Annotated in this window: 19 protein-coding genes and 1 pseudogene; 9 read left to right on the forward strand and 11 right to left on the reverse strand. The window is 55.4% G+C overall.

The features are described 5' to 3' along the window. Nucleotides 1-4: 4 nt before the first annotated feature. Nucleotides 5-532 carry an aspartate carbamoyltransferase gene (locus JFU47_RS31160; protein ID WP_201188133.1) on the forward strand — a complete coding sequence of 176 codons (528 nt, stop codon included), beginning with the start codon at nt 5-7 and terminating at the stop codon, nt 530-532. A gap of 243 nt (nt 533-775) precedes the next feature. Here the strand turns inward: JFU47_RS31160 and JFU47_RS31165 are convergent, their stop codons facing one another. Continuing rightward, nucleotides 776-1,345, reverse strand: a complete 570-nt coding sequence (locus JFU47_RS31165) for a DJ-1/PfpI family protein (protein ID WP_201188135.1) — start codon at nt 1,343-1,345, stop codon at nt 776-778. A 568-nt stretch (nt 1,346-1,913) separates the two neighbouring features. Between JFU47_RS31165 and JFU47_RS31170 the strand changes: the two genes are divergently transcribed. Next, a complete protein-coding gene (locus JFU47_RS31170; RefSeq protein WP_201188138.1) occupies nt 1,914-2,927 on the forward strand; it encodes an acyltransferase family protein in 1,014 nt (337 codons plus the stop codon). Between the two features lie 92 nt (nt 2,928-3,019). On the opposite strand, the gene JFU47_RS31175 is transcribed toward JFU47_RS31170, so the two are convergent. Together JFU47_RS31175 and JFU47_RS31180 are read right to left on the reverse strand one after the other, a co-directional pair. After that, nucleotides 3,020-4,309, reverse strand: coding sequence for an NAD(P)/FAD-dependent oxidoreductase (locus JFU47_RS31175; protein ID WP_201188140.1), 1,290 nt, complete (start codon nt 4,307-4,309; stop codon nt 3,020-3,022). A 30-nt stretch (nt 4,310-4,339) separates the two neighbouring features. Next, on the reverse strand, nt 4,340-5,179 hold the full coding sequence (locus tag JFU47_RS31180) for an alpha/beta fold hydrolase (RefSeq protein ID WP_201188142.1): 840 nt from the start codon (nt 5,177-5,179) through the stop codon (nt 4,340-4,342). A gap of 107 nt (nt 5,180-5,286) precedes the next feature. Between JFU47_RS31180 and JFU47_RS31185 the strand changes: the two genes are divergently transcribed. Next, a complete protein-coding gene (locus JFU47_RS31185; protein ID WP_242485190.1) occupies nt 5,287-5,907 on the forward strand; it encodes a GntR family transcriptional regulator in 621 nt (206 codons plus the stop codon). A 3-nt stretch (nt 5,908-5,910) separates the two neighbouring features. On the opposite strand, the gene JFU47_RS31190 is transcribed toward JFU47_RS31185, so the two are convergent. The 5 genes from JFU47_RS31190 to JFU47_RS31210 all read right to left on the reverse strand — a co-directional run bounded on the left by JFU47_RS31190 (nt 5,911) and on the right by JFU47_RS31210 (nt 12,170). Then, entirely contained in the window at nt 5,911-7,464 is a 1,554-nt protein-coding gene (locus JFU47_RS31190; protein WP_201188146.1) for an ABC transporter substrate-binding protein, read from the reverse strand. A 65-nt stretch (nt 7,465-7,529) separates the two neighbouring features. Continuing rightward, nucleotides 7,530-9,161, reverse strand: coding sequence for an ABC transporter ATP-binding protein (locus tag JFU47_RS31195; protein WP_201188148.1), 1,632 nt, complete (start codon nt 9,159-9,161; stop codon nt 7,530-7,532). After that, nucleotides 9,161-10,033 (reverse strand): ABC transporter permease, encoded by an 873-nt coding sequence (locus JFU47_RS31200; RefSeq protein WP_201188150.1) that lies wholly within the window; start codon nt 10,031-10,033, stop codon nt 9,161-9,163. Before JFU47_RS31200 ends, JFU47_RS31195 begins: the two co-directional genes overlap by 1 nt. Beyond that, a complete protein-coding gene (locus JFU47_RS31205) occupies nt 10,030-10,971 on the reverse strand; it encodes an ABC transporter permease (protein ID WP_201188153.1) in 942 nt (313 codons plus the stop codon). The genes JFU47_RS31200 and JFU47_RS31205 overlap by 4 nt, the downstream gene beginning before the upstream one ends. 65 nt (nt 10,972-11,036) lie before the next feature. Next, nucleotides 11,037-12,170, reverse strand: coding sequence for a C45 family autoproteolytic acyltransferase/hydolase (locus JFU47_RS31210; RefSeq protein ID WP_201188155.1), 1,134 nt, complete (start codon nt 12,168-12,170; stop codon nt 11,037-11,039). 278 nt (nt 12,171-12,448) lie between these two features. Here JFU47_RS31210 and JFU47_RS31215 point away from each other — a divergent pair. Continuing rightward, a pseudogene (locus JFU47_RS31215) lies at nt 12,449-13,224 on the forward strand (nucleotidyltransferase domain-containing protein). Between the two features lie 397 nt (nt 13,225-13,621). Here the strand turns inward: JFU47_RS31215 and JFU47_RS31220 are convergent. Beyond that, nucleotides 13,622-14,143, reverse strand: coding sequence for a hypothetical protein (locus JFU47_RS31220; RefSeq protein ID WP_201188157.1), 522 nt, complete (start codon nt 14,141-14,143; stop codon nt 13,622-13,624). A 108-nt stretch (nt 14,144-14,251) separates the two neighbouring features. Then, entirely contained in the window at nt 14,252-14,935 is a 684-nt protein-coding gene (locus JFU47_RS31225; RefSeq protein WP_140683593.1) for a winged helix-turn-helix transcriptional regulator, read from the reverse strand. Between the two features lie 104 nt (nt 14,936-15,039). On the opposite strand from JFU47_RS31225, the gene JFU47_RS31230 reads away from it, so the two are divergent. Together JFU47_RS31230 and JFU47_RS31235 are read left to right on the forward strand one after the other, a co-directional pair. Further along, nucleotides 15,040-15,981 carry a carbon-nitrogen hydrolase family protein gene (locus JFU47_RS31230; RefSeq protein ID WP_201188159.1) on the forward strand — a complete coding sequence of 314 codons (942 nt, stop codon included), beginning with the start codon at nt 15,040-15,042 and terminating at the stop codon, nt 15,979-15,981. A gap of 42 nt (nt 15,982-16,023) precedes the next feature. After that, a complete protein-coding gene (locus JFU47_RS31235) occupies nt 16,024-16,458 on the forward strand; it encodes a GFA family protein (RefSeq protein ID WP_140683588.1) in 435 nt (144 codons plus the stop codon). Nucleotides 16,459-16,557: 99 nt separating this feature from the next. Here the strand turns inward: JFU47_RS31235 and JFU47_RS31240 are convergent, their stop codons facing one another. Next, nucleotides 16,558-17,028, reverse strand: coding sequence for an anti-virulence regulator CigR family protein (locus JFU47_RS31240; protein ID WP_140894189.1), 471 nt, complete (start codon nt 17,026-17,028; stop codon nt 16,558-16,560). 352 nt (nt 17,029-17,380) lie between these two features. Here JFU47_RS31240 and JFU47_RS31245 point away from each other — a divergent pair, with 352 nt between their 5' ends. The 3 genes from JFU47_RS31245 (at nt 17,381) to JFU47_RS31255 (ending at nt 21,048) form a co-directional block, all read left to right on the forward strand. After that, nucleotides 17,381-18,877 carry a methyl-accepting chemotaxis protein gene (locus tag JFU47_RS31245; RefSeq protein WP_201188161.1) on the forward strand — a complete coding sequence of 499 codons (1,497 nt, stop codon included), beginning with the start codon at nt 17,381-17,383 and terminating at the stop codon, nt 18,875-18,877. Between the two features lie 474 nt (nt 18,878-19,351). Continuing rightward, nucleotides 19,352-20,161, forward strand: a complete 810-nt coding sequence (locus JFU47_RS31250) for a glycosyltransferase (protein WP_201188163.1) — start codon at nt 19,352-19,354, stop codon at nt 20,159-20,161. 83 nt (nt 20,162-20,244) lie between these two features. After that, the gene (locus JFU47_RS31255; protein WP_201188165.1) at nt 20,245-21,048 is read left to right on the forward strand and encodes a 2OG-Fe(II) oxygenase; all 804 of its coding nucleotides are present in this window, start codon (nt 20,245-20,247) and stop codon (nt 21,046-21,048) included. The last annotated feature ends 9 nt before the right edge of the window (nt 21,049-21,057 follow it).

Consider the following 21,057-nt stretch of genomic DNA (forward strand, 5'->3'; position numbering starts at 1 on the left):
GACCGTGCTAAAAACTGTTATCGCCTCAATCGTTCTCTCGGCGCTTGCTGCAAACCTTCATGCTCAGGCCCTGGATCATTCGAACGACGATGCGCAACGGCAAGCTGAGGTAGCAGGTCACGGTAAGGACGTAATGCCGTTTAGCCTCGCAGCGACAACCCATATCTTCACCAAGACCGCTGAAGGCGGCATTCAGCAAGTGGTGGCCAAAAAGCCTGACGATGCTGCCCAAGTGCAGCTAGTTCGCCAGCACCTTCAAGAAATCCGCGTGCGATTTCTCAAGGGCGACTTCTCAGGTCCTACGCACATCCATGGCCAAGACATGCCTGGTCTGGCAGACCTGAAAGCTGCCAAGCCAGGGCAAATTGCGATCACGTACAAAGACGTCGAAGGTGGAGCCCAATTGGCCTTCAAGACCTCGGATCCCGCCTTGATAGCGGCTCTTCACAAGTGGTTTGACGCCCAGCTTTCCGACCATGGCAAGGACGCGATGGAAGTAGACGCACATCATGGCGACATGATGAACAAATGAACGATTAAGTGTTCAGCAGCACCTCCTGGCAGCTCAACATCACTCCAGTCCTTCTTCCTGGAGCGCCTTTTGGACCGCTGGGCGCTGACGCACCGGGCCGTACGACCAAGCAGGAGTTGGACAGCGCACAATAAGTGGAGGGCGCTATCCGACCCAAAGCTGCCCTTCGCAAAAGGCAGCTAACGGGCCATGAGCGGCCACTCGAACACATCACCTGATCGGCTGTTTTGTAGGACGAAGCGGTCACCGATGTTCCGCTGCCAACATTGACCTGAACTGAGAAATGATCTCTGAAGATAGCCCGGCACCTTCGAATACTGCGCAGGTGAAGCTAACGGGTGCAGGGCCTGGAGCAGTTATGATGCGGTCTGCAACCACAGCTACCGGACTGTTTCGATAAAGCGTGCGCCCTTCATAACCTACGGCATTCTGTTTTAAGAAGTCAGCGCTGTTCGAGGTATGAGGAACCGTGTCGAGAAGCCCGGCCCTAGCAAGTGCCAGCGTTCCCCCACAGATACCGGCAATTGTCGCTCCACTTGAACGACTAGCATGAAGAAAGTCTCGAATATCCGGTGCTTCTGCACTTTCCCAGACCATTCCTCCAATGACGACAACAACGTCCGGTTTCCAGTCCAGACATTGTTGCAAACTGCTATCGACAGTTACAGCCAATCCACCCTGCGAGCGGAACTGACCCGTAGCAGAAGCGAAAAACCTGACGTCGATCCCGTAAAACGGGGACGCAGTTCCAGCAATGAAAGCATATTCCCAGTCCGCAAAACCGGGTGTCAGTATCAATCCCACACGTGCCATCAGTCAGAATCCTCCATGAATGCCAATAACATATGGCGACAACAAACATACATCAAGGGTTGCTTTGGGTCGATTGAAGCCCCTTGCGACAGGCAGCGATCGGCCCTGGCTGTGTAAAAAAGTAGTCACTGTTTTGAAGTCTGCGTCGCTACGTAAAATCTGCCAGTGATTGGTTAACGAACGGACCTGAAATTTGCGTAGGAACGCGATTTTTGTTCTGGTTCTGACCGTCAAACCTGCTCTAAAACGTTTTTACACAGCCTCGGCCAAATGCCGCCGGTCAGGATATCTACCCAAAGTGGGCGATTCACTTAGCGCCCTGCTATCAAGCAACGTCAAACAAGCAACGTCAAAACCCAGTCATTTAGCGCATTCCTCGCGACTGGAATTTTTTCATGGCGTGAAGTGTAAAGTGCAAAAGGTGTCCTAGACTACAGGCTTAAATGGTCTGATTTTTTGAGTTTTTCACCGCTGCAACTACTGGGTTTGTATATGAATTCAGACAGTTTTCAGACGCAGCACTGCCTTTATCAAATGCCCTCTTTCGACCCAAGAGCGGGATGCAAATATGAACAGTAGTTCCGTAGCGGGCTCTCGATTCAGCGTACTTGATGGATGGCGCGGCATAAGCATCTTGCTTGTCTTGGCGTGCCACCTGCTACCACTTGGCCCAAAGCTTTGGCAATTTAATGCCGCCGCAGGCGTTATGGGAATGGCTATATTTTTTACGCTATCGGGTTTCCTGATAACAAATTTTCTGCTCAACAACAGCAGCGTCGTTGATTTTTTAATCCGCAGAATCTTTCGGGTTGTGCCGCTCGCCTGGTTGTACATGATCATTGCTTTACCTGTCATGAACAGCACTTCGGATTTCTACATCGCAAACTTTCTGTTCATCGCCAACTGGCCGCCTATGTGGCTTGGCGATGTAAACGGCCACCTATGGAGTTTGTGCATGGAGGTCCAATTTTATTTCGCCATCGCTTTGCTGGTAGTTCTGCTGAGAAACAAGTGGGTAGTGCTAATCCCTTTTCTCTGCATCGCCGTCACGATGTACCGAGTCATGAATGATGTCCATGTCGCAATCAACACTTATTACCGCATTGATGAAATACTTTCCGGATGCATACTTGCACTGATATACAACAATAGACTGGGCAACATCCTTGCTAAACTTCCGACACAAACAGGGATCGCACAAATATTTTTATTCCTCCTATTTATCTTGTCCTGTCATCCCGATGCGGGCTTCATGAACTACTTCCGCCCCTATCTTGCCGCAGCAATGGTGGGGAGCACATTACTCAATAGCCGGACACGAGTTGCCCAGCTTCTGAATAATCGCGCTCTATTTTATATCGCCACCATCTCGTACGCTCTCTACGTTGTTCATCCGCTGCTAATACATACTTGGCTGGGTAGCGGAGACACCGTCATAAAATATTTGAAGCGCCCTTTGTTGTTCGCCGCAATCTTTCTCACCGCGCATATCTCGACCTTCTATTATGAAAAATGGTGGATTGCTTTTGGTAAGAGATTTGCCAAGAAAGTAGCTAGCCAATCTGTGACATCGATCGGTTGAATCCTGGCAGGAAGCACGACTGCAGACAGGAACTTTAACCTGCTTTGTCGTCAAAACAGGTCGTGTCACCGATAGCGTTACTATCGTTGCCGTTACTTGTTGAGGCGCAGAGCGTCGAAAGCATCTCGCGCTTGGCATGCGGTATAGGTCATTTGCGCGGCGACTAGTCCGGCCAGACCAAAAGTACGGGTCAACCCGAATTTGCGGAAACCGTCGGGAATCGGAATGGACTTGGCGATAGCGTCAGCCAGAACCTCACCCGCCACCGTCGTGGGCGCCATGCCATGACCACCAAAACCAACGGCGTGCCAGACGCCTGCGTCATCTTGGCCAATCTGGGCCATTTGATGCCGGCCATAACTCATCAACCCGCCCCAGGAATATTGGATTTCTACACCTTCCAGCTGGGGATAGACCGTTAAAAGATCTGTTTTGAGCAGACTGGCAATCGCTTCCGGGCTCCGACTGAGCACTGAAATCCGCCCTCCCCATAAAATCCTGCTGTCGCGAAGTGGCCGGTAGTAATCAAACGCGAATCGCGTGTCGTAGACCGCTGATTCACAGTCAATAGCCTCTTTCAAGCGAGCCCCGAGAGGTTCGGTTGCAACGACATAGGTCGCAATGGGTAACACAGCACGTTCGACTGGACGATAGACGCCGCGCGCGTACCCGCCACAGGAAAAGATGACATGCTCGGCATGCACTTCCCCGCCATCGGTTTGCACAACATATTTCTTTCCACGCTTCTCGATGTTCAGGGCGGATGATTGCTCATGGATACGCACACCGAATTCAGCCACAGCGCGAGCAATGCCGTACACGTACTTGAGAGGATGGAAGTGGAAGGCGTTACGCTCCAGCAGGCCGCCGAAATAGCGGTCAGTCTTGAGTAGCTCTTTCAACTGACCTGGCGGCATGTATTCCCAATCAACCCCATAGACGTCACTCATAAGTTTTCGCGGCGTTTCAAGTCTTGACGGGTCGTTGAACCAATTAGCGAGAATCACCCCCTGGTCAACCAGGTCACAATCGATACCGTATTGTTTGACGCGATTACGGATCAACTCAACGGCATCAAGCGTTAGCCTATAAAGGCGTTGCGCCTCTTGAACGCCAAGGGTGGCGAGAAGGTCACCGCTTCCCAGGCTGTAGCCTCCGAAGACGAAGCCGCCATTACGCCCCGAAGCACCATGACCGATGCGATGAGATTCCAGAACAACGACGTCATTGACACCACGCTCCGCCAACCCGAGTGCGGTCGATAGGCCGGCCAGGCCACCACCGAGGATGCACACCTTAGTATCTACACGACCCGATTGGGCGGGATAGGTGGTGATGTCGGCCGTGGTTTCATAAAAGGTTTGCTGGTAATCAGTGCTCATAAATTTATGTGGCCTCGACGGCGTTTTTATTCAATCGCCTAGTTGCAATAGAAAGTCTTGGACGTAGGGCACAACCGATATTCCAGCGTGGGCGGTGTTGGGAACAATGTCTTGTTGAACACGAATGTCATAGGCCTCAAGGTTGCGTGCCAGCGTTGCATTGCGCTCCACCCTTGTGCGTCCGGCGTCGTTGATACCGTCCATGTATTGCACTGAACCAGGTGCGTAATGAATCTCCCAGGTTTCCAGGTCTGCGGCACCCACTAACAGTTGAACATCGACTTCACGCAGCGCATCGAGATTCAGTCGTTTGCCGAAAATCGCCTCAATCCCTCCGGTACCCACCCACCAATCGCGCCCCTCATCGATCAAGGTCACCGACCCCGGTGCACCGATAGAAACGGAGCGTAGACGTTCGGGGTGCAGGTAGTAAAATCGGTTGGCAAAGTGCCCACCGCCCGAATAACCAAACAATGAAAACTTCTCGAACGAAGTGCTGAGCGCCTCGGATACTTCATCAACCATTGCCAGCAGGACTTCGTCATAACGAATGTCCCCTTCCTTAAGGTATTTGAAACCATGCGGGTTGCCATCGCCCAGCGGACCTACCGGAAACAGCGGTGCGAGAATGATGTAGCGATTGAAGCGCCCGAACTCGGCAAACGCATCCCGATACTCCACCATCGTGCGCCCGGTACCATGGACCGCGACCAGCAGACGGTGGCCCTCAGGGGCTTGATCGAAGGTTTGCGGAACATAAAGACAATAGACAAAACGCGGATCCTTACGGCACGAAAAAATGGTCGTGCTACCTCGGTAGTACATCTGACGATGCCGCGCTTCGGGAGTGTCTTGAGGGTTGCTCAACATTGTGAAACCTCGTTGATAATTGTGCCATTATTGAAAACTACAGCGGGTCAGGGTCATGCACGGTCGACGACTCACACGCCCACTACCAAGTTTTGTGGAAGTCACCTTTGAACAAAAAAACTACTGATCGCAGCCAATTGGTGCTGCTGATTTCAAACGACATTAATGCCGGTGTTCTTCCGACCGGCAGCTGGCTCAAGCAGATCGATCTCGAACACCGCTACGGCTGTACCCGACTGGACATCCGTCGTGCGCTGGACCAGTTGGTCCTCAAAAATATGGTCGAACACATCCCCAATCGGGGTTATTACGTCCACACGCCTGACTTGACCCAGGTGTCGGATACCCGCGAAGTTCGCATCGCACTCGAATGTGCAGCCGTCGATCAGATGGAGGTCACCGAGGAGCGTTTGCAGGCGCTGGACGTCATCGCGCAGCGCTTCAGCCGTCTGGTAAACGAAGGCACGATGCAAGAGTGCTACAGCGCGAATCTCGAGTTTCATCGCGGGATCTATGACATGTGCACCAACCGGGTCATGATCGAGTTCATTGAAGAAATTCGCAGCCGTCCCCCATCGTCTCCAGGTGGCACCTGGCGTACGCATCTGCGCGCTGAGCAGTCGAGCCGCGAACACTTCCAGATCGTTGACCTCCTGCGTAAGGGTGACCGCGAACAACTCAAGCGACTGATCGCGGCGCACATCCGTCAAACTCCACTGGAGCAATGAGTTTCAAGGCTTGATGCTGACGCCCCACAGGCGCGGCTTCTGCCCGATCCAGGCGTCGTAGCCCTCGACGTTCTGATTCAGCGCGACGATGTCCAGGCCGTTGTACATGACGATCATCGGCACTTGATCGATGAAGCGCTCATGCAGTTGATCGAAGATTGACTGACGCTTGGCGACGTCACCTTCCTTCAGTGCCTGGGACAACAACTCAATCGCCACGGGATCCTCCCAGACCTTGCGCGACTCTTTGTCCTTGTTACCCGTCACCTGCTCAAAACTCAGCGCCGGGTCGAAGCGTGCGGAATAGGTGAAGGACATCGCTTGATAACGCCCGGCCTGGTAACGCTCAAGCTGAGTCCCCCATTCCATGACCTCAACCTGCGCGTTAATACCGACCGCTTGCAGCATCGCCTGGGCAATAATTGCCAGGTCATAACTGGGAACCATCGAGCGTTTGTTGGCGACGATCGTCAGAGGTTGGCCGCGATAGCCTGCCTCCTGGAGTAGTTGCGCAGCCTTCTGTGGGTCATAGGTGAAGCCGCGTTGCTCGCTTGGGCCGTAGTAGTTGGAGGCCACGCTGATGATTGAGTTATTGGGCACACCGAAGCCATTGCTCGTCGTCGCTACCAGTTGTTTGACATCGATGGCGGCGGCAATAGCCTGACGAATGCGCTTGTCCTTGAGCAACGGATCCCGGGTTTGGAACATCAGCACATTCATGGTCGCGCTGGGGTCTGTCGAGACCTTGAGCGTTGCGTGGGTCTTGATTTCTGGCAGGTCGGTTTCGGTGACTTCAGCCATGTCCAGGTCGCCCGAAAATAGCGCCGCCTTGACCGTCGCCTGATCGGGAATAATCACAAACCGTACTTCATGGGTCAGCGCGTTCTTGCCTCCGGTATAGCCGTCGCGAGGGCCGGACAAGGACTGATAGCCTGTGAATTTGGTCAGCGTGACGTACTGCCCACGCTTCCATTCGCTTAGCTGATAAGGACCAGTGCCTATCGGCGCCAGGAACTCACCTTGAGCGTTGACTGAGGCTTTGTTCAGTACCGCGGTGCCGCCGCAATCGGTACGCGCCAGAGTGGCGAGGAACATACCGCTGGGCTTTTCCAACTCCATCACCACGGTATGGTCATCCGGTGCCGTTACCTTGGCCACCTTGGTCAAACCGCTGCCATCGAACTCCGGAAGGCAACGCCACTGAGTCTTGGGGTCCATGTCCCGGTTCCAGCTCCATAGCACGTCGGCGGCGGTCAACAACTCGCCGTTATGGAACTTCACACCTTGGCGCAAGGTGAAGGTGTAGGTCAGACCATCGGCAGAGACATCGATCTTCTGTGCCAGTAACGGTTTGACGTCGCCCTTTTCCCCATAGGCCACCAACCCTTCGGTCATATGCAGCACGACCGCATCGGAACGGTCGTCACGATTGACCCCTGGGTCCAGGCTGCGAATATCGGAGTTCATTGCCAGACGCAAGGTTTGCGCCTGGGCGATACCGCAACCGATCATGGTCATCATGCCCAGAGTCAGAGCGTTTACTAAAAAACGATTCATAAGCGAGTCCTAGATAAAGATGAAACAGGTTCGCGCCGCCACAGGTACGACGGCCTTGAAGTCCTTCACACAGCAGCACTGCTGCGCAATTGATAACTCCCATCGGCCAGCCGCACCAACGGATTGGCGGCAGCCAGTAGTCGATGAGTGAAGGCGTGTTGCGGGTTGTCAAACACTTGCGCGGTGGTGCCAATTTCAACCAGTCGACCTTGCTGCATGACGGCCACGCGATGGGCAATTCGTTCCACCGCCGCAAGGTCATGCGAGATGAACAGACAAGCAAAGCCGTACTGCTTTTGCAGCCGCTCAAACAACGCCAGGATTTGCTTTTGAATGGTCATGTCGAGCGCGGAAATCGGTTCGTCGGCGATGACCAGTTTGGGGTGACGAATCAGCGCCCGACCAATCGCCACGCGTTGCCGCTGACCACCTGAAAGCTGGTGGGGGAAGCGGTTGGCGAAGAGCGGGTCCAGACCAACATCCTGCAGAATGGTGCGCACGCGCTCGGCACGCTGCTCGCGACTAAGGCCCGGCACATGGCGCAGCGGTTCAGCGAGAATTTCAGAAATCCGGGCGCGCGGATCGAGGGACGATACCGGGTCTTGAAAAATCATCTGGCATTGCAACCGATGCTCACGATTGGCGTTTTTGAGGATGTCGACGCCATCGAAAAAGATCTCGCCAGCAATCGGATTGACCAGCCCGACGACCGAACGGCCAAGGGTGGTTTTACCTGAACCGCTGCCACCGACCAGCGCCAGCGTTTCACCCGCAGCGATTTGCAGACTGACTCCATCCACCGCGCGTTTGGCTTTACCGCGCCACAGGAAACCCTGACGACCCGGGTGCTCGATGGTGACGTTGCGCATGTCGATCAACGGCGCGGCCAGTGAGGCGCTGTCAAGGTTGCCTCGGGTGGGCAGTGCTTCGAGTAATTGCCGGGTGTAATCGGCCTTGGGGCCTAGCAGGATCTGCTCGGTCGGGCCGCTTTCGATCGCTTTGCCGTTGCGCATCACCACGACTTTGTGGGCATGGCGCACCACCAGCGACAAGTCATGACTGATGAACAGGATCGCGGTGCCCTCCTCCCGCGTCAGTTCGAGCATCAACTCGATCACATCGGCCTGGGCCAGGGTGTCGAGGGCAGTGGTCGGCTCGTCGGCGATCAACAACGCCGGGCGCAACAACATGACCGAAGCCAGCATGATGCGTTGTCGCATGCCACCGGAGAACTCGTGAGGAAAGGCGTTCAAACAGCGCTGCGGATCATCCATGCCGATTCGGCGCAGCATCTCCAACGACCGGGCAAGAATGGTTTTTTCATCCAGATCGGTGTGCAGGCGCAACCCTTCCGCCATCTGCTGACCGATCGTCATTGTCGGGTTGAGCGAGACCATCGGCTCCTGAAACACCATCCCGATCTTCGAGCCGCGAACATCACGCAACTGATCGTAAGGCAAGGTGCACAGGTCGGTATCGGCAAACTCGATACGACCGGACGCGACGCGCATCGGCGGCGGCAACAGCCCGATGACAGCACGCGCCGCCATCGTCTTTCCGCTGCCGGACTCACCCACCAGTGCGACGATCTCGCCGGGTGCCATGTCGAAACTGAGGTGGTCAACCGCAAGCGAACCCTCGGTTCCCACCTGAATGCAAAGATTACTGACGCGAAGCAAAGGCTTGACGGTATCCATTAGCGACTCATCCGGGGGTCAAGGCGATCACGCAGGGCGTCACCGAAAAGATTGATGCCGATCAGGGCAATGGAAATCATCAAGCCAGGGAAGAAGCCCAGCCACGGTGCCGTAACCAGATGCGGCCGGCTGGAGGCAAGCATGTTTCCCCACGTGGCCGCAGGCGGTGGAACGCCCAACCCGAGAAAGCTCAATGCGCTCTCAGAGAGAATCGCCCAGCCAAACATGCTGGTGGCCAGCACAATCAACGGTGCCACGCAGTTCGGCGCTATATGCCGCCACATCGTGTACAGCTCGCCATTGCCAATGACCCTGGAGGCTTCGATGAACTCTCGTTCACGCAATGACAACACCGTGCTGCGCACCACCCGAACCACGGTGGGGATATAGGCCAGGCCCAGCGCCAGCACGATGCCGTACTGACTCGCACCCACAATGGCGAGCAACCCCAGCGCCAGCAACATCCCGGGGAATGCCAGCAAGGCATCGTTAACCATCATCAACAGGCGGTCCGTCCAGCCACGCAGATAACCGGCAAGCAATCCGAACAGCGTGCCGATGCTGATGGCCAATATTACTGTCAGCAGGCTGATCCACAGGCTGGTGCGGGCACCGATGATGATGCGGCTGAAGACATCGCGGCCGAACTCATCAGTACCCAGAATGTGCGGCCAGGTCGGCGCCATAAATCGGTTGGCCAGATCCAGCCGCAGCGGGTCATACGGTGTCCAGACGATACCGGCCACCGCGAGCAGCACCAGCACCCCCAGCAGGCTGCCTCCGATCAGCGCGTTGAACGGGAGCGGACGTTTGTGCCCCGAGGCCTTCGGCACCGCGGTCGGCGGCGCGGCAATTTCGCTTAAAATCTTCATGCTTTCACCCGAGGATCGAACAGCGGATACATCAAATCTACGAGCAGGTTGACCAACACGTAGACGAACGTAATGAGCAACAGGCAGCCCTGCAGTACGGGGTAATCACGCGCATAAATGGAGTCGACCATCAGGCGCCCGATGCCGGGAATGGTGAACACCGTTTCGATGACAGCGATCCCGCCCAGCAGGTTGCCGAGGATCAGGCCGATCAGTGTCCAGGTGGGTGCAAAGGCGTTACGCAACGTATGTCGCCAAAGCACCGCGCGCTCCGACAACCCTTTGGCTCTTGCATGAGCGATGTAGTCCAGGCGCAAGACTTCGATCGAGCTGGCCCTCTGCATCCGGATAATCACGCCGCTTTCATGCAGCACCAACGTTGTCACCGGCAAAATGATGTAGGCCAGCGCTTTGCCAAAATCAGCCGAAAACGGCATATACCCCACCACCGGCAACCAGCCCAGCTCCAGGCCAAACACATACAGCAGCAACAGGCCCATCCAGAAGCCGGGGATCGACAGTAACAACGTCGCCGTCGTCACCAGTCCCAAATCAACCAGCGTGTCCTGTTTCCAGGCCGCCAGCATGCCCAGAGGAACAGCAATCACCGCCGCCAACGCGACCGACGTCAGAACGATGGTCACACTGACGCTGAACCTTTCAAGCACTAGCGGCAAAACCGCTTCATGACTGGTGATCGAAAAGCCCAGATCCCCATGGAACACTGCCTTGAGCCAGATCAGGTACTGCGCGATCACCGGTTGATCCAGCCCGAGGGACTGCCGCATCTTGAGCAGACTGGCCGGATCAGCCATGTCGCCCAGCATCAAGAGCGCCGGGTCACCGGGTATCAGCCGGATCATTGCGAAGACCGCAATAGAGATCAGCAATAACGTCGGGACAGCCATGGCCAGACGCTGAATGATCAAACGAAACATGTGGGTTCCTCGATGTTGATACGGCCCTCAATCGGGCAGGGCTCAGGCTGACAACGGGTCAATGATTACCAAGTGGCATACCGCGCGTAATCGGATTCCATCTCGAGGCGGTACTGCCCAAATGTACGGTTGATCGCCGGCAAGGAGGCAATTTCCATGAACCCACTGGCGGGGCGCATCAAAATCATCGCCACCGTCGCCGACAGATTGTCCTCGCCACTCGAGCTCGGACGTGGTGGTCGGCAGACGGCGAAGGGCTTGCCGAAATCATCGAAAAACGCGCTTTTCAGGTGTTCCAGCGTCAGGCTGCCATGAAATGGCTTGAGCAGTTTCTCGACCCGGATATCGCGATAAAAGCTTTCGGGTGCACCACCAATGCCAGTGTTCTTCAGTTTGATTTGCGCCACCGGACTGCGCCAATGGTTGGCGTGCACCAACAGATCGTCGATCTCGAACAGCGGGAACACTTCATCAGGTGCACATTCGTAATTGATACCAAACCCGGCCGCATGACTGAGCATCATGTTGTTCGAACCCGACTTTGGCGTCACCGCCACGGTTTTCATCGACAAGGCGAAATGATTGGCTTCCAGCGCCTTGCGGCGGATCAGTGGCAATGGCACGCCAAGCACTTGATAGTCACGATCCGATTCCAGGTTGTTGCCCGTGATTGCCGTGCCGATGGAGTTCATGCCTGCGCGGGCCAACCCACCTGCTTCGGTGAACGTCAGCACATCAGGGCCGTCGTCACGACGAATATGCAGGACCACGCCAGTCTCCGCGCACTCCATGCGCCAGTCCCAGTTCTGGCCGTGCAGTACTTCATTGTTCGCGGTGGCGCCTGGAAGGACGATTGCGCCGGTGCAGCCATCCAGTTCTGGTTTGTCCTGCATCGAACGCCGCCCCAGGTGAATAATCTCGGTGCGGGCATTGATCATCACAATGGCCTCGAAGTCGTGACCGGAGCCTTGCGCGATGCCCCGCATCTCTTCCAGGTACTGCGGCTCGAACGCTTCAATATTGGGAATGAATTGATTGACCAATCGCTTGATACCGGTCCAGTCATAACCCATGTCCAGCAGTTGCTGTCCGTAGATTTCAATGCTGCGAGCGATGATCTGTGGACAGGCTTTGCCGTACTGCACACCCCGGGCAAATGGCCCGCCACTTAGTTCGATACACGGAAATTGACCACTCATGCCCTGCCCTCAAATAGGTTGAGCAAGACCTAGAGCAAGGATCAGACCAATTTTTAGAAAAACCCAGTCAATATTGGCGCCAATTTGATTCCCAATAAATGACCGCCGCAAAAATGCACCGTTTCCGGTCAAAAAATTGGGTAGTAAATTCACAAGCGTGTACAAAAGTGGCGCTCCAGATTGAGCTAAAGCCCCCCGGATGAGTAACGGACATTCGCGTGGCACGCTGAGCGGGCTCGGTTAAAGTACCTCTCTGAACGCAACTAACGGACGGCTTCATGGAACGATTCCATCCTCGTGGCATTGATGCAGACGGTTATATCCTTACCGTGTCCAACGTCGAGGTGCAGCCACAGTTTCAGGATTTGCTGGCGGACGTTTGCATGACGCTCGCTCGGTCGGAACCTCTGCTGGACGGGATTTATCTTTATGGCAGCGTCGCTAGAGGCGACGCCGTACTGGGAGTTTCCGACCTGGACCTGACCCTTGTTCTGCACAGCCCTCCTGCGTCGCAGGATCTGGAAATGCTGGAGTCGAAAAGGCGGATGCTGGAAAGTCGGCATACCGAAGTCATCAAGATCGATTTCGACATCGGCAGTCGTTCTGAAGTATTGGCGGCTGACAATCGATTGAGCTGGGGCTATTGGCTCAAGCATCACTGTCGTTGCTTATGGGGGAATAATCTGGCCAAGCGATTCGACCGGTTCAAGCCGTCGCGTGATATCGCCATTGCCGTGAATGGTGACTTTGAATCCGTACTGACCCGGTATGCCGATCTTATCGATCAGGCGACCACACCGACGCAATCGCTACGCTTGCAACGCGAAGCCTCGCGCAAACTCATCCGGTCAACTCAAGTGCTTCGCTCTGAACAGGACTTGATGTGGCCGCAAACACTGGAAGAGCATGTTGAGCTGTTTGTTCAGCATTACCCGTGCATGAGAATGCAGATCTCTTTTTCTTGTCCCAGGCAAGGACCCCATGCGCGAAGCCAAAAGAGTTTACGACTCAGCTCCATGATTTTTTGACCTGGATGGCTTCAGAAACCAGTTAGGTCCGCGTGATGGCTGTGACTTGATGGATATGATCGGCCGACGCTTACGGGTTCAAGCAGCGGAACAAACGAAAACGGGCGCCTTGCCGGGCGCCCGTTTTGTTTAGGGTTGCGTGCTGCGGGGTTTGGTTGCTTGAAGCAGCTAAGCTTTACCAGGAGGCCTTCGCGAAACCCTGAAAGTCTGGAGGCAAACAATGAGCAAACAACCTCAACCCCGGAGCCGCTCCAACCCCCAACCCAGATCCCGCCCGGTAGTGCCTGCCCTGCCCTGCAAAACAGGCGCCGAATCCGGGGGCTTGCGCGGTCACTACCCGTCGAAGAAGTACAATTGACCTCAAGCGTGCGACAGGCTTTGCAGTTGAGTCTGTTGTACTTCCCTATCAGCCGTTATGGCCGATCAGTACGATTTTTTCGATACCGACGTCCCGGCTTTGCTCAACCCTTTCGCGTTGTGATCGCCTGGCGTCGAGGTCGAGATTGCACTGGCTTTGGCCACGCCGCGAGTATCTCTGGAATGGGCGATGCCTGAAGTCGTTTGGCCATGACCGCGATCACTATTGCGTTCACTGCCATAGTGGTTTCCGCTTTCACCACGGTCGCGAACAGCCTTGCCGGCATGATCGCTGCTCAGTCCATTGCCGTGGCCATTACTGGTAGAACCGCCGGAGTGATCTGAACCGCTGTGACCGCTGCCTGTACCGCCGCCGTGGCCACCGCCATTACCACCTCCGTTGCCTCCCCCATTACCACCTCCGTTACCGCCACCACCGCCGCCGTTACCGCCACCACCACCACCACCACCACCGTCTTTCGCATAGGCGGAGTTCATGATGGACAGGTCAGCAGGGAGTAATGGGGCGGCTGCAAGCATCAGGGCGCAGGACATTACAGCAATGAGACTCTTATTATTTAAAAGCATGGTGGCTTCCGTAGGGTTGATATCGCGAGTCTTACGACGCTTTTCGCCCCTGACAGTTCAAGTCCTGCGACCGACGGAATGCCATGAGTACTGCCCTAATAGGCGGCGCTAGCGAGCGGCGCTCCGGGTACCCGCGAACGCACTCGTACCAAGCCAGCGCCACAAGCTTTCCGCATCCTTCACCGCGCCATCTACACGCAGTTCTCGCGACTGCAGAACTTCCCGCGGTGTGCGGTCGCCCGTCCACACCTCGGTCAACGCTCGCACGCTGGAGTCCACAACGAGCGTCAGTTCACGTCCGGGATCGTCGCGGCACAGGTCTGCCACACCCTGTTCAACCACGAGCCACCACGCTTGCTCACCAGGCCGCGCGTCGCGGAATTTGAACTGGATGACCACCGGTCGGGACGGGAACGTTTCGATGCGCACGAACCGGCGCACGTCCCACATGAGCAGGCCCGCGTCGAGTTCGTCATCGCGAAGGCGACTGCCGATCCAGCGCGCGCCCCAATGCCCTAGCGCCATGATGATGGGGCGCAATTGCTCGCCTGCCTCGGTCAGGCTGTACTCCCAGACTTTACCGGTGGCCGTGCGGTGCACGACGCCGATTTCTTCCAAATGGCGCAGACGTTGTGCCAGCAGGTTGGTGGACATCCGTGGAACGCCGCGGTGCAGTTCATTGAAGCGCTTGCTGCCGCACAGCAACTCGCGCACGACCAAGGGTGTCCAGCGCTCGCAGAGGGCTTCAGCACCGCGCGCGACTGTGCAGAACTGACCGTAGCCTTCTTCCATCGCCAGGACTCCGCAACTATAAACGCTTCAGATTCTGAACTAGCCCCGCCACCTCGCCACGCGCACGCTGAAACCTCGAAAGCTAACCGCCAAAGGAGAACGCCATGACCAAGGTAGCCATTATTCAGCGCCCGCCCGTGCTGCTCGATCGCAGTGCGACGATCGCCCGGGCCGTGCAGTCGGTCGCTGAGGCAGCGGCGGCGGGAGCCTCGCTGATCGTTTTGCCCGAATCGTACATTCCCGGTTACCCGTCATGGATCTGGCGGCTGGCGGCGGGAAAGGACGGGGCTGTAATGGGCCAGTTGCACACGCGGCTGCTGGCCAACGCCGTCGATATCACCAACGGTGACCTGAGCCAATTGTGCGAGGCCGCCAGGGTTCACGCCGTGACGATCGTGTGCGGCATCAATGAATGCGACCGGCGCAATGGCGGGGGCACGCTCTATAACAGCGTAGTCGTTATCGGCGCGAACGGCGCCGTGCTCAACCGACACCGCAAGCTGATGCCAACCAATCCCGAGCGCATGGTGCATGGCTTCGGTGATGCCTGCGGTTTGCGTACGGTCGATACTCCGGTCGGTCGCGTGGGTGCGCTCATCTGCTGGGAAAACTACATGCCGCTGGCACGCTACTCACTGTATGCCCAAGGGGTGGAAATCTACGTCGCCCCCACGTACGACACGGGCGATGGCTGGATCAGCACGATGCGCCACATTGCTCTCGAAGGCCGTTGTTGGGTGCTCGGCAGCGGCACCGTGCTGCGCGGCAGTGACATCCCCGACGACTTCCCGGCGCGTGCGCAACTGTTTCCCGATCCGGACGAATGGATCAACGACGGCGACTCCGTGGTTGTCAGTCCTCAAGGCCGGATCGTGGCCGGTCCATTACACAAAGAGGCAGGCATTCTGTATGCGGACATCGACGTCTCACTTGTGGCGCCAGCGCGGCGGGCGCTCGACGTCACCGGGCATTACGCGCGCCCTGACATTTTCGAACTGCAGGTGCGGCGCACGCCGGCGACAGCGGTGCGCTACATCGACGGGTGAAGTCCGGCGGTATCGCCTGAGCATTGATCAAGGAGTCATGCCATGAGCATTGAACGGTCTTACAAGGGCAGTTGTTTTTGCGGCGCAGTCGAGTTCACCGTCAGTGGCGAGCCGGTCGGAATGGGCTACTGCCATTGCGAGTCGTGTCGGCATTGGTCAGCGGGACCGGTCAATGCCTTCACGCTGTGGAAACCCGACGCAGTGCAAGTGACTCGAGGTGCTGACAACATCGGCACCTATAACAAGACACCGCAGAGTTTGCGCAAGTGGTGCAAGACCTGCGGCGGGCACATCTTCACTGAACATCCGGGGATGGGGCTGATCGATGTGTATGCCGCGGTCATCCCGGATCTCGCGTATTCGCCAGGGCTTCACGTCCACTATCAGGAGACCGTGCTGCGCATCAGGGATGGATTGCCCAAGCTGAAGGACGTCCCCAACGAATTAGGGGGATCGGGCATCAGCGTGGACGAATAGTGCGGGATACGCCGGTTGCCACCTGCTCGGCAGCAACTCGGCAATTTCATGGGCAGCCGCGTCTGAACAGCCTTCAAATGGGCATATGGATCATGCCCATTAATCAAAAGCACCGTTGAGCACTTCGTAGATAAGCCCGGTTGCCAACGCGACCAATATCAAGTCGGTGCCAACTTGCTGCCATTCATACCCATCATACTGAGGCAGCCTGCCGATCAACCGGCCGTCCAGTTTTTTGGCAATCCCGGGAGGAAGCGGCTTACCTCGCGCGAGGTTCTTTTGAATGCCGGGTGGCAATGCAGGTCCGGGGCTCCAGTAGTCTCGATACCCGCCAACAATCCCAAGAACGCTGCCGCGATTGATGCTTGGGCCATTATCCCAATCGCCGCCCCCGGAATTTTTGCCTTTGCCTCCCTGACCTCCCTGGTTGCCATGAACCTGGCTGTTTTGCGGGTTTCCCTTGCCGTTTCCCTGGCCCTTTCCATTACCAGGATCGGCCAATGCAGTCACTGAACCGGAAACCAGCGCAAGGCATGTAATTGCTGCAATCAATGAGCGAGATCTGAGCATGAGTCGTTCCTTCGGGGTGGCGGGACATCTCTCTGTAATTTAGACGCTGTCGGTGATGTGGGTTCCATTTCCTCCCATCGACACCCAAATTCCCACGGCCGGATTGCAACGGAGCCTGTCGTACTGCCCGTCACTTCAGCATTACCTGCCTCTATTTCTGACATTGTTTCCGGTGTTCAGCGTCGAACACGGGAGGTGTGATGGCAAACGGCTACGCTCTTCAGGGTTTCTCATGTATGCCTCGACATGCCGACTACAGATTTGAGTACCTGACTCTGCAGTTCAGTCAAGAGATAGCACGAGCGACAAATGACCTGCTTTATTCCGGCTCAATTACATGGAGTAAACGTGAATGCCTTTGCCCCCTCGTTTTCTTGACCACTACCGCAAGGCCGACCGAATCATGCTGGGCCTGATCTGGCTGATGTTCCTCTTCGCGTTGGGTCTGGCTTTCTGGCACGACACCTTTATTCAGGCGTTGTTGGTGGGTGGCGGCACGAGCCTGCTGCTGACGGTGTGTTATCGCGCAATGGGCGGCACGCGGTTGATGCGGTGTTGCCTGGGCATTGGTTTGATGGTCATGGCGGCGTTGCATATCAATCAGGCCGAGGGCGTCATTGAAGCCCACTTCGGTATTTTCGCGTTGCTGGCGGTGCTGACTTTTTATCGCGACTGGCTACCGATTCTGGTCGCCGCTGCAACGATCGCCGTTCATCACGTGGTTTTCCATGCGCTGCAACACCAAGGTTTTCCGGTCTACGTCATGGCGCATCACGGTGGGTGGACGATGGTGTTTGTTCACGCCTTCTATGCGGTCATGGAGACGGTCGCCCTGCTCTATCTGGCCGTACACAGTCAGGCCGAGGCAGTGGAGAGCCAGGACATGCTGGACAAGATGCTCGCGGCCACGTCCCAGCTCGCCGTCGATGCTGGCAAGGGAGACAAGGCCACAATGCATGTATCGCTGGCGGATCGTTTCGATCAATTCCTGATGCAGATTACCGCCCTGGTTGACGGGGTTGTTCGCGACTCTCACGGCTTGGGTGAGCTGGGCCAGGAGCTTGCCAAGGCGAGCAATACGCTGGAGAAAGGGGCCAAGCATCAGCTGACGGAAATTGCCCAGATGACGGGTTCGATGCAGCGGATGGGGGACGCGATGGGGCATATTGCCGTTCACGTCGAACATGCCGTTGAACATGCCGGCCAGGCCAGCGTGCAAATCACCCGAGGACAGGAAAGTGTGAACCGCGCGCAGCATGAAATCACTCAGTTGGCGTCTCGCCTGAAAGGCACCCACTCAACCGTGCAGGTGCTGGCGGGACAGGCGGAGCAAATCGGTACTGTCCTGGAGGTCATCAGCAGTATTGCTGACCAAACCAACCTGCTGGCGCTCAACGCCGCCATCGAAGCTGCTCGCGCTGGTGAGCAAGGCCGAGGTTTTGCCGTAGTGGCCGATGAAGTGCGCAGTCTGGCGCAGCGCACCGCCCTCTCCACGAAGGAAATCAGGACAATCATCGAGGACTTGCAGCAAGGCAGCCGCAAAGCCGTCGAGGCGATGCATGACAGCCGTGAAGGCGTGGAGCGCTGTGTCGAAGACAGTCAACTGGCGGCGGCGATGTTGCAGGCGGTGGGCAGCGACATTTCGCATATTGATGAACTCAATGGGCGCATTGTCACCACCACCCGCGAACAATCCACGGCAAGCCGCGAAGTGGTCGGGCGCTTGCAGTCTGTGCAGGCCATCGCGCAAAACACGTCAGACGATGTCGAAACCCTTGCCCTGAGCAGCCAGCGCTTGCCCCCCATCGCCGTCCGCCTGGATGCACTGGGCCGTACGTTTCATCAGTAATGCTCAATGCGCAGTTAGTGCCAGCATGTACAGAAACGGTTGTTTTCTGTGGCGCCGCCTCGGTCATAACAACCCGGTAAATTTTCCACACAGTGCATTTCCCTCATAACCATGAAAGATAGGTCCCAGGGTCATCAGCGGGCGACAGTCGACACGAGATCCGGCGCTCATTAATTTGGCCAGCGACAGTAATCTACATGCCTGCGACTTAGCCAAGCTGCGTGTACGAGAGGTAGCTAGCAGGGGACATGTAACAAATTAAGTCACGAATGTTTACCGACAGAGCCGATCCTTATACGATGAAGTCCGCATATACTGCGGACCATCAGGCAGAGTAAGCTATGATTATGTTTGACAAGCGGCCTAACAAATTGTGTTTTTATAGTCAAGCAAATCTTACACAAACAAATTAGCGAGAGCTGTATACATGTTCAATTATTCCTACAACATGCAATATCATTGGGCGCATGAACGATGAATAACACTAGCTTCCCGGCTGACGACCCCAAAACCTTCAGCATAGTTATAGTCAATTACAAAACACCAGAAATCACCAAGATATGCTTAGACTTATTGCACCAGCATTTCGGCAGCCACGGCGTCCCAATATGGGTAGTTGACAACTATTCCGCCGATGAAAGCACTGAGTATTTACGAACTCTTGACTGGATAAATTTAATCGAGCGCTCTGTTTCCGAACCAGAACCTGGGCATATCGCGCATGGCAAAGCACTTGACCTGGTTTTGGAGCGAGTTGAAACTGATTATTTATTTCTAATGCACACCGACACATTTGTTTTCGATAAAAATGTTTTTCCGATGATGCTGAATAAATGCTTAAAAAACAAAAAAGTCGTAGCCGTCGGTTGTGTTGAGCAATTAAACCGCGGCACCACGAGAACGCTTTGGCGCTTTAGCTCACGACTGTTCAAACACCATTTCAGGCACCTGAAAATCTCCATGGGTTTACGCTCCAGAGAACCCAAGCCGTACAGAGAAGTCTACTTGAAGAGTTTTTGCACATTGTGGAACTGCAAACTTATCAAACAGCACGACATGCATTTTTTGATGGATGATCGCGTGCCAGGCTACACCCTCCAAGACCGCATGACCGAGCTTGGCTATGTCGTCGAAATGTTATCACCGCGTAAAATCTTCAGTTATCTGGATCACATCCAGGCCGGTACTGTTGCAGCGGCTGGCGGCTATGAAAAGACTCATAGACGAACCAAAATGTACAACGATATTCTTAAGCGCCTGAAAAAAGAAGGCAGTAAAAGTTAAGCGACGAAGAGACACAACGAGCAGTGCGCTGGACGCTGCTTGAAGTCACCCACAAGTCTTTATATCAAGTTATTGGAGCGGTAATGGCACCCATCACTCAAGCACTACCTATGACCCTCTCCCCGGAGCTTGATTTCGACCAGAACGCCGCCAGCGCCATGGGTCACTCATTGGCCAGTCGCTATATTCAGGCTACGCCATTTCCGCACATCGTCATCGATAATTTCCTGGATGAAGAGCTGATTGCGAGTATCTGCTCGCACTTCCCAATCGAGCCAACCAACAACGAAATGCTCTATGAGCGCGGCTATAAAGGTCAACTAAAACGTCAAATCAGTCCCAACGAATGCCCCCCCTTTTTGAAGACTGTTTTCAACGCCTTTAACTCAGCCCCCATGTTGCAGTTTCTTGAAAAGCTCACCGGCATTGAAGGCTTGATACCCGACCCCTACTTTGCTGGTGGCGGCTTGCATGAAACGAAAAGTGGTGGTTTCCTGGGGGTACACTCGGACTTCAGACTCAACAAAAAGCTTAATGTTGAGCGCCGACTGAATATCATCATTTATCTAAATGAAGACTGGCGAGAGGAATACGGCGGCAATCTTGAACTTTGGGATGTCGGGATGAAGACCTGCCTTAAAAAAGTCCTGCCCATTTACAATCGCTGTGTCATTTTCAATACAGACAAAGACAGCAATCATGGGCATCCAGAGCCTTTAACAACTCCAGAGCACATCACGCGCAGGTCCATAGCGCTGTATTACTACACCGCAGGAACCATGGTGATCGATCCTGCACAAAGAAATAAAACCCACTACAAGCCAAGGCCCAAAGATCGTTTAAGCCTAAAGTACTACCTGGCTAAACTAATCAAGAAAAAAAACTAGACTACGAAA

It is taken from the genome of Pseudomonas sp. TH39(2020) (assembly GCF_016650715.1).
Classification (GTDB): domain Bacteria; phylum Pseudomonadota; class Gammaproteobacteria; order Pseudomonadales; family Pseudomonadaceae; genus Aquipseudomonas; species Aquipseudomonas mandelii_C.